8 protein-coding genes are annotated in these 9,031 nt (G+C 64.5%); 3 read left to right on the top strand and 5 right to left on the bottom strand.

Annotation, left to right across the window (positions count from 1 at the left end; genetic code table 11):
- The coding region (locus EOA75_RS23385) for an MFS transporter (protein ID WP_127325275.1) at nt 1-708 on the top strand (708 nt) is incomplete at its 5' end.
- Here EOA75_RS23385 and EOA75_RS23380 read toward each other — a convergent pair.
- A complete protein-coding gene (locus EOA75_RS23380) occupies nt 666-1,580 on the bottom strand; it encodes a LysR family transcriptional regulator (RefSeq protein WP_127325274.1) in 915 nt (304 codons plus the stop codon). The genes EOA75_RS23385 and EOA75_RS23380 overlap by 43 nt on opposite strands.
- 96 nt (nt 1,581-1,676) lie before the next feature.
- On the opposite strand from EOA75_RS23380, the gene EOA75_RS23375 reads away from it, so the two are divergent.
- Nucleotides 1,677-2,633 carry an SDR family oxidoreductase gene (locus tag EOA75_RS23375; protein WP_127216393.1) on the top strand — a complete coding sequence of 319 codons (957 nt, stop codon included), beginning with the start codon at nt 1,677-1,679 and terminating at the stop codon, nt 2,631-2,633.
- 64 nt (nt 2,634-2,697) lie between these two features.
- Here EOA75_RS23375 and EOA75_RS23370 read toward each other — a convergent pair whose 3' ends face one another.
- From EOA75_RS23370 to EOA75_RS23360, 3 genes are all read right to left on the bottom strand, one after another.
- Complete coding sequence (locus EOA75_RS23370) at nt 2,698-2,856, bottom strand: DUF3309 family protein (RefSeq protein ID WP_040991775.1); 159 nt, start codon at nt 2,854-2,856, stop codon at nt 2,698-2,700.
- Nucleotides 2,857-2,955: 99 nt separating this feature from the next.
- On the bottom strand, nt 2,956-6,132 hold the full coding sequence (locus tag EOA75_RS23365) for an efflux RND transporter permease subunit (protein WP_127325273.1): 3,177 nt from the start codon (nt 6,130-6,132) through the stop codon (nt 2,956-2,958).
- Nucleotides 6,133-6,206: 74 nt separating this feature from the next.
- Complete coding sequence (locus tag EOA75_RS23360) at nt 6,207-7,379, bottom strand: efflux RND transporter periplasmic adaptor subunit (RefSeq protein WP_127325276.1); 1,173 nt, start codon at nt 7,377-7,379, stop codon at nt 6,207-6,209.
- Nucleotides 7,380-7,401: 22 nt separating this feature from the next.
- Here EOA75_RS23360 and EOA75_RS35640 point away from each other — a divergent pair, with 22 nt between their 5' ends.
- Entirely contained in the window at nt 7,402-7,536 is a 135-nt protein-coding gene (locus EOA75_RS35640; RefSeq protein ID WP_275955525.1) for a hypothetical protein, read from the top strand.
- A gap of 211 nt (nt 7,537-7,747) precedes the next feature.
- Here the strand turns inward: EOA75_RS35640 and EOA75_RS23355 are convergent.
- The coding region (locus EOA75_RS23355) for a coniferyl aldehyde dehydrogenase (RefSeq protein WP_164747515.1) at nt 7,748-9,031 on the bottom strand (1,284 nt) is incomplete at its 5' end.

Here is a 9,031-nt window from a genome sequence, read left to right as displayed (position 1 = left end):
ATTCAGAACTACGGCTATCTCGCGCATGCGATTGCGGTGACGGCGCTCGCCTTTTTGGTCATCGCCTTTGCTGTTCGCTACCTCATCGCCGACGACAGGCCGCAGGCCGCCGGGCATCAGAAATTTACGCTGCCGCGGCACACAATTGTCTATCTGGTCGGGTTGATGGCGCTGCTCACCATGGTCTCAGAGGGCGCCGTGCTCGACTGGGCCGCGCTCTACCTCCAGCAGGAGCTCGGCGCCGACCTTGCGATTGCCGGCCTCGCCTATGCTGCCTTCTCCGGCGTCATGGCGCTCATGCGCTTTCTCGGCGACGGCGTGCGCAACCGCTTCGGCGCGGTGGCGACGCTGCGCGGCTCGGCGCTTGTCGCTGCCGCCGGCATGTTGGTGGCCGGCCTCTCCCCCTCGCCTTATCTTGCCATTGCCGCTTTCGCCTTCTGCGGTTTCGGCATCGCCAATATGGTGCCGATCCTGTTTTCGGCCGGCGGCAACCAGGAAGGCTTGTCTTCCGGCACCGGCATGAGCGTCGTCACCACGATGGGCTATTCAGGAATCCTGGTGGCGCCGTCGGCGATCGGCTTCGTCGCCGAGCATTCGAGCTTCGGCCCGATCTTCGTCGCGCTTTCCGGCCTGCTGGTCATCGTGCTGTTGATGGCGAACCTCGCTTACCGCGCCGAATTTGCCGCCGAGCCTGCGCCGGCGGAGTAGCGCTTCAGCTCTTCATGCAGGAAATCCGCGACGCGGCGGATGCGCATGCTGGTGCGCACGTCACGGTGCATTGCAAGCCACACCGGCAGCTCGGGCAAGGGAACCTCCGGCAACAGCTTCTCCAGTCGAGGATCGCGGCTAGCGAGCGGCTCCTGGCCGATGCCGATGCCATTGCCGGCCCGCACCGCCTCCCACAGCACGATCTGGTTGTCGGTCCTGAAGCGGAAGTTGCTGCGGCTGACCGGGATGCCAAACGCGGTGAGGCCGCGAACGATCTCATCGCTGCGGTCGAAACCGACCAAAGGATGGTCGACGAGATCGCTCGGCTTCTGCGGGCGTCCATGTCGGTCGAGATAGGATTTCGCAGCACATATGCAGAGCGCGATATCGGTGACCTTGCGCGCCATCAGCTCGTTCTGCGCCGGCCTGACCATGCGGATGGCGATGTCGGCGTCGCGCCGCAGCAGGTTCTCGACCTGGTTGGAAGCGACGATCTCGACCTCGATGCCCGGCTCTTCCTCGCCAAGGCGCGCTGTGATCTGCGGCAGCACGCAGGCCGCAACCACCTCCGAGGCAGCGATGCGCACCGTACCCTCGATCGCCTCGACCGAGCCCAGCGCAAGCAATGAGAATGCATTGGCCTGCTCGCTGACTGCCTTTCCGCGCTCGTAGAGTGCGCTGCCTGCCTCCGTGAGATCGTAGCCGCGCCGCCCGCGCCGGAACAGCGTGACGCCGAGCGCCTGCTCCAGCTCGGCGATGTGGCGGCCGAGCGTCGGCTGGCTTGATGCGAGCTTGCGCGCGGCGGCCGAAAGGCTGCCGGTCTCGGCCACCGCGACGAAGCTCTTGATCAGATTCCAGTCGAATTCATTCATTCGTTTTTGCATAACAGGGTGCCGATCTTAGTCAATTTCCATTCGGCTTTGTAGACGTCAGATTAAGCGGGCAAACGCAAACAACGGAGACGAACAATGACCAAGATCGCAATTCTGGGCGCCAATGGCCGGCTCGGACGCGTGGTTGCCAAGGCCTTCATCGACGCCGGTTTCGACGTCCGCGCTGTCACCCGCACCGGCAAGGTGCCGCCCGAGCTCAAGGGCGCTATTGCCGTCGCTGGCGACGCTTTGGACCGCCAGTCGCTGATCCGGGCCACGCAAGGCGTCGACATCATCTTCAATGGCTTGAACCCGATCTATACCGACTGGGGCAAATGCCTGCCGATGGCCGAGAACGTCATGGCAGCCTGTCGGGCGAACGGCGCGCTGCATCTTTTCCCGGGCACTGTCTATAATTACGGCTCGCCGATGCCGCAGGTGATCACCGAGGAAACGACTTTCCATCCTACCACCGACAAGGGCCGCATCCGCGTCGCCATGGAGGAGCTTTTCCGTCGCGAAGCCGATGCGGGCCGCGTGCGCACCATTCTGCTTAGGGCCGGCGACTTCTTCGGCGGCACCGGCAGCGGCGGCTGGTTCGATCTCGTCGTCGCCGCCAAGATGGAAAAGGGGGTCTACACCGCCGCCGGCCCGGCCAAGCTCGTGCACGAATGGGCCTATCTGCCCGACTTCGCGGTGGCTTTTGTCGCACTGGCGCGCAATCTCGATAAGCTCGGCTTTTACGAGGCCATCAATTTCCCCGGCCACGCCGTCACCGATCTCGACATCAAGGCTGCCGCCGAAAAGGCGCTCGGCCGCAAGCTGAAACTCACCTTCATGCCCTGGTGGGTGCTGCGCGCCGGCAGCCCGTTCGTAACCATGTGGCGCGAGATCGTCTCGATGTCCTACCTGCGCTTCGAGCCGCACCGGCTGGCGTCAGCGCGCCTGGAAGAGGTCATCGGCGAAATCCCGCACACCCCGCTCGCCCGAGCAGTGGCGGAAGCCATGCAAGACATCGGCATAGCCGTCGCGCCCATGCGTCAGGCCGCCTGAGCAAAGAACAACCTCAAGATGAAAACGGCCGGACTTCAAGGCCCGGCCGCAAATGGTCGTCGGTTCAGATCCTGCCCATCAAAAGCAGGATCAGCAACACTACCAGAATGACTCCCACAATCCCCGAAGGCCCATAGCCCCAAGACCGCGAGTGCGGCCATGCCGGCACGGCGCCGATTAGGATCAGGATCAGGATTATTACGAGAATTGTACCGATCGTCATTGAAAACCCTCGCCGTCTGGTTGAACTTCGAGGGAACAATGCAAAAAGCCGCCCGGTAGTTCCCGAGCGGCTTCCATGTACCTGAGTTGCGAAGTCGCCCTACTCGGCGGCTTTCGGGAAGGCGACCGCCGGCTCGGCATTGGCTTCCGCTACCGGCTCGCCTGTCGAGAGCTCGCCCTTGCCGCGGCGGAACACGCGGCCGAACCAGCCACGCCGGGCGCCCGGCTTCACCTTGGCGCGGGTGAACACCATCAGCATCGAGGGCGTCACCACCAGCGTCAGCAAGGTGGCGAAGGACAGGCCGAAGACGATCGCCGACGACAGCGAAATCCACCATTGCGTCGATGGCGCGTTGATCGTCGTCTCGTGATGGAAGATTTCGAGACCGAGGCCGAAGGCGATCGGCAGCACGCCGAGGATCGCCGAGACCGCCGTCAACACCACGGGCCTGGCGCGTTCGCGGCAGGTCTGCAGCACGGCATCCATCTTGTCCCAGCCTTCCTCGCGCAGCCGGTCATAGGTGTCGATGAGCACGATGTTGTTGTTCACCACCACGCCGGCAAGCGCAATGACGCCGATGCCCGACATGACGATGCCGAAGGCCTCCCCTGTCAGAAGCAGCCCGAGGAACACGCCGATCGTCGCCATGACGACGCAGGAGAGAACAAGCCACACGCTGGTGAACTTGTTGAACTGCGCGAGCAGCACCAGGAAGATCAGGAAGATCGCGGCGCCGAAAGCCTTGCTGAGGAAGGCGCTGGCTTCCGCGCTGTCCTCGTTGGAGCCAGCGAGCTTCCAGCGTATGCCGCTGCCGAGATCCATGTCGGCCACGGCCTTGGTGACTTCCGCCTGCACCGCTGCCACTTGCGCGCCGGCGCTGACATTGGCTTGCACCACCACGGTGCGCGCGCCATCGATGCGGTTGAGGACGCCGACTGTCGGCTCGGGCTTCCTGACCACGAAGTTCGAGATTGGCACCGAGCCTTGCGAGGTCTGCACCCTGAGCTCGTCGAGCGTCGAGAGCGTGCGCCGGTCTTCCGGCAGACGCAGGCGAATGTCGACGGCGTCGTCGGCGCCGGCCGGCCCGTACTCCGACAGCTTGAGACCGTTCGTCACCAGCTGCACCACCGTGCCCACCGAGGTCGGACTGATGCCGTATTGCGCCGCCTTGGCGCGATCGACCTCAAGCGCCCAGTCGACACCGGGCGGCGGCAGGCCGTCGGAAACATCGATCACGTTGCGGACCTTGGCGATGCGCGCGGCGACGGCGCGCGCCTTGTCGTCGAGCCCGGCCGGGTCGGCGGCCGAAAGCCTGATCTGGATCGGCTTGCCGGTCGGCGGGCCGGCCTCCGGCACGCGTACTTCGACGTCGACCCCGGGAATGCCGGCCATGACGCCACGCAAATCGTCGAGGATTTGGTTGGCGGACTTGCGCTCGCGCCAGTCGACGAATTCGTACTGGATCACCCCGACCACGTCTTCCGGGATGTCCTGGCCGCCGCCTTGCGTCTTGCCGACGCGCGTGTAGACCGATTTCACGCCGGGCCAGCCGAGCAGGCGGCTTTCCGCCGTCTTGGTTGCGGCGTCCATTTCGGCCAGCGAAAGGTTGCCGCGGGCATGCACATAGAGCAGGCCGTAATCCGGCTCGACGCTGGGGAAGAACTCGACGCCGGCGCCGTATTTCGAATAGGCGAAACCGACGCCGACCAGCAGGCCTACGGTGAGCAGGATGACGGTCATCGGGAAACGCACCGCCTGCTTGACCAGCGCCATATACCAGCCGTCGCGATCGCTGTCCTCGTGATGCGCCGGCGCCTTGGCGAAGATGGCGCCGAGCGTCGGCGCGAAGACCAGCGCATAGAGCATCGAGGCCGACAGCGTCACGATCAGCGTGATCGGCATGTACTTCATGAAGTCGCCGATGATGCCGGGCCAGAAGAGCAGCGGCGAGAACGCGGCGATGCGTGTCATTGTCGCTGCGATGACCGGGCCGGCCATGCGCTTGGCGGCTAGCGCGAAGGCATCGGCCTTCGGCATGCCCTCGCTCATGCGCCGCTCCGCGAATTCGGTGACGATGATGGCATCGTCGACCAGCATGCCGACCGCCAGGATGAGGCTGAACAGCACGATCATGTTGATCGTGTAGCCCATCATCGCAAGCAGCAGGATGCCGATCAGGAAGGACGACGGAATGGCGAGGCCGATGAGCAGCGAGGCGCGTCCCGACAGCGCGTAGAGGATGACGATGAACACCAGGATGACGGCGATCATCACATGGTTCTGCAGGTCGCCCAAAAGCTGGTTGACGAAGACCGACTTGTCCTGCGTGTAGGTGACGTGCATGCCTTCCGGCATCGTCTTGATGAAGGTGTCCGACACCTCCCGGACATGGTTCAGCGTATCGATCAGGTTGGCGCCGATGCGCTTCTTCACCTCGATGGCGATCGCCGGCTTGCCGTCGAGGCGGGTCACCGTCTCGGCGTCCTTGAAGGTGGAGCGGATGGTGGCGACGTCCTTGGCCTGCACCACGGCATTGGGCGTGGCGACGACCGGCAGCTTGGCGACGTCCTCGGGCGTCTCGATGAGCGACGGCACCTTGACGGCGTACTTGCCCTCGGAGCCTTCGAGATTGCCGGCCGCGACCAGGCTGTTGGAGGCGCCGACGCCCTGGATCACCTGATCGAGCTGGAGTCCGTAGGAGGAGAGCTTCACCGGATCGATGACGACTTCAACCAGATCGTCGCGTGCGCCCTGCAGCGAGCCTTCGAGCACGCCCGGCACCTCCTCAATGCGGTCGCGCAATTCGCGCGCCGCCGACGTCAGCACGCGCTCCGGCACGTCGCCGGAAAGCGTGACGACAAGAACCGGGAACTCCGAGACGTTGACTTCAGTGACGGTCGGCTCCTCCGCCGCCTGCGGCAGGTCGGCCTTGGCGTCCTGCACCTTGCTGCGGGTGTCCTGCAGCGCGGTGGCCAGGTTGGTCTGCGGTTGGAACTCGACCAGCACGTAGCCGCCGCCCTGGAAGGCGGCCGAGCGCATCTCCTTGAGCCCCTTCAGGCTCTTGAGCTTGCTTTCCATCGGCCTGAGCAGCAGCCGTTCGGAGTCCTCCGGCGATATGCCCTGGTAGATCAGGCTGACATACATCATCGGAATCGGAACGTCCGGCTCCGCTTCCTTCGGCGTCGACTGATAGGCGACCCAGCCCGCGACGAGCAGGAACATCAGCGCCAATATTGTGAGGCGGGCGTTGTGAATGGCGAGTCTGACGATGTCCATGACTTATGCCTGCTGTTTCCCTGGAAGCCGCGACATTGGCCAGCGGCGCCGGCCGAGCCGGCGCTGCGGCCGCGCTATTGCGTGCCGGCGGAGGCTTCGCTGATCAGCTTGTTGATGGTTGCCTGGTCGGCCTCGACCGGCTTCACCAGATCGCCTTCCTTCACCAGTTCCTGGCCGGCGACGATGATGCGCGCGTCCTGCGGGATGCCGCCAAGCACCAAGCCCTTCGGCGTGTCGTCGACGAGGTCGATCGGGAAGAACGCCACCTTGTCGTCCTTGCCGACGGCGCGGATGCCGAGGTCGCCCTTGTCGCCCAGCGTCACCACCGAGCGCGGCAGCATGACCGCATCGGTCGGCTGGGCGCTGAGCGTGATCTCGGCCGTCATGCCGGCGGGGATGGAGCCGTCGGCATTGGGGATGGCCACCTCGACACGGAAGGTGCGGGTCTGCGAGGAGGCGTCACGGCTGATGTAGCGCACCGTGCCGGTGACTTTCTGGTCGTTGACAAGGCGCACGTTGGCCTGGTCGCCGATCTTGATGTAGCGCAGGTCGCGCTCGCTGATCTCGCCGCGCGCGATCACCGGGTCGAGCTTGAGGATGGTGGCCACCTCGCCGCCCTGCATCACCGAGCTGCCGAGCTCGACCGGCACGCGGTCGATGACGCCGTCGAAGGGAGCCTTCACTTCGTTGCGGTCGAGTTCGGCCTGCGCCGTCTCCAGCATGGACTGCGCCGCCGTCAGGTTCGAGCGGGCAGTGTCGAGCTGCAGCTTGGGCAGGTTCCCGGTCTTGGCCAGCCGCTCGGCTGCGTCGAGCTCGGCCTTGCGCTGCGCCAGCAGCTGCCTGGCATTATCGACATTCGAGAGCTTCTCCTCGGCGGCAAGCATCAGCACGAGGTCGCCGGTCTTGACGTGATCGCCCTGCTTGACCGGGAGCTTGTCGATGACACCGGCGACGCGGACAGCAAGCACAGCGCGCTTGTCGGCTTCGGTCAGGCCCGAGATCCGTATCGCCCGCGCGAAGGTTTTGCGCGGCGGCGTCACCACCGCGACGGTGCGCAATGCTGCCTTCGGCTCGGCCTCCGCCGTCTTCGGCTTTTCGGCGCCGGACTGCGCGGCTTTGCCTGCTCCTCCCTCCTTCTGGTGATCGGCGGCGCTGCCCACGGACGAGAACTCGCCCGTTGCCATCCAGGCAGCGGATCCGATGAGCACAGCAATGGCTGCAAGCTTGTGAAACCTGATTTTCGGCATCGTCATTTTTTCCGTTGCAGGCTTGGGCGAGGTCGACGGTTTCGATCCCCGGGCGCGCGGCCGATATGGGGGCGCGCAGAGCCATCTTCAATTTGCCGTGATCGGCGAAGCGCGCTTCTACCGCAAAGCCGTTGCGCAAAACAGTCAGAAACTTTGATGGATTATTGCGCCGCCGAGCTCGGGGCGCTGGTTTTTTCCGCGTTTTACATGCTGGACTGCTTGGCTTTTCTCAATCGGGGCCGGTTTTTCAGCCGATCGGACACTCAATGGCAGCAGGCGTCAGTATGATGAAGAAGTTTTTTGCGAAATGACCCGTTGCATTGGCATGCGACAATCAGAGGACGCGCCCAATCCGAAAATAAATCCGATCAGGTGATCAGGTTGAGCAAGCGGAACAGCCGCTCGAACGTCCGGCCATAAGGCGGCCTGAGCAGGGCACCGGCACTCAGCCTGGATTGGACGAAGATCGGCTTTTCCTTGCTGAATGTGCGGAAACCCCATTCGCCGTGATAGGCGCCCATGCCGCTCTCGCCGGCGCCGCCGAATGGCTGCCGTTCCTGCACCAGATGCATCATGCAGTCGTTGACCGTCACGCCGCCGGCAACGGTTTCTTGCATGATCCTTTGGCGATTGGCGCTGTTCTTGCCGAACCAATAGAGGGCGAGCGGACGCTCGCCGCGGTTCACGTGACCGATCGCCTCATCGATCGTGCCGTATTCGAGGATCGGCAGCACCGGCCCGAAGATTTCCTCGCGCATCAGCCGCAAACTCTCGCCGGCGTTCCTGACCAGGACAGGCGCCATCTTGCGGTCGCTCCAGCCGAGCTTTTCATTTGCCGGGTTGACCTCGGTGACATCGGCACCGCTTTCGCGCGCCTCGGCGACCATGTCGCTCAGCCGCCGCTGGTGCCGTTCGCTGACGATGGCCGTGTAGTCGGGATTGTCGCCCAGGCGCGGATAGAGCCGCGCCATCGCGCCGGCAAGTTTTGCGGCGACCGCCGCGCCTTGCCCTTGCGGGACCATCAGATAGTCTGGTGCGATGCAGGTCTGGCCGGCATTCAAGAGCTTGCCGTAGGCGACGCTCGCAACCGCAGCGTCGAGATCGCACGACGCATCGAAGATCGCCGGCGACTTGCCGCCAAGTTCGAGCGTCACCGGCGTCAGATTGGCGGCCGCGGCTAGCGCCACCTGCCGGCCGACCGCGGTGGAGCCGGTGAACAGGAGATGATCGAAAGGCATGGACACGAATGTCTTGCCGACTTCGGCATCGCCGACCACAACGCTCATCTCGTCGGAAGAAAAATGCTCTTCGACCAACCGGGCGAGCAGGTCCGAAAAGTTCGGCGTCAGCTCGGACGGCTTGAGCAGCACCCGGTTGCCGGCGGCTAGAGCGGCAGTTGCCGGCGCGATGGCAAGCTGGAACGGATAGTTCCAGGGCGAGACGATGCCGACGACCCCGAGCGGCTGCGGCAGAAGGCGGTTGCGCCCCGGCAGGAACGGCAGGCTGGTGGCGACGCGGCGCTCGCGCATCCAGCCGCGCAGATGCCGGATGGCGTGCTTGATGCCGGCGCGAACGACGAACAGTTCCGCAAGCCGCGTTTCCTGCGCCGCCCGTCCAGTGAAATCGCTGTCGATCGCCGTGCAGATCTCGGC

Origin of the sequence: Mesorhizobium sp. M1A.F.Ca.IN.022.07.1.1 (genome assembly GCF_003997575.1) — a bacterium.
Lineage (GTDB): Bacteria > Pseudomonadota > Alphaproteobacteria > Rhizobiales > Rhizobiaceae > Mesorhizobium.
This window is presented reverse-complemented; position numbering and strand designations above follow the sequence as displayed.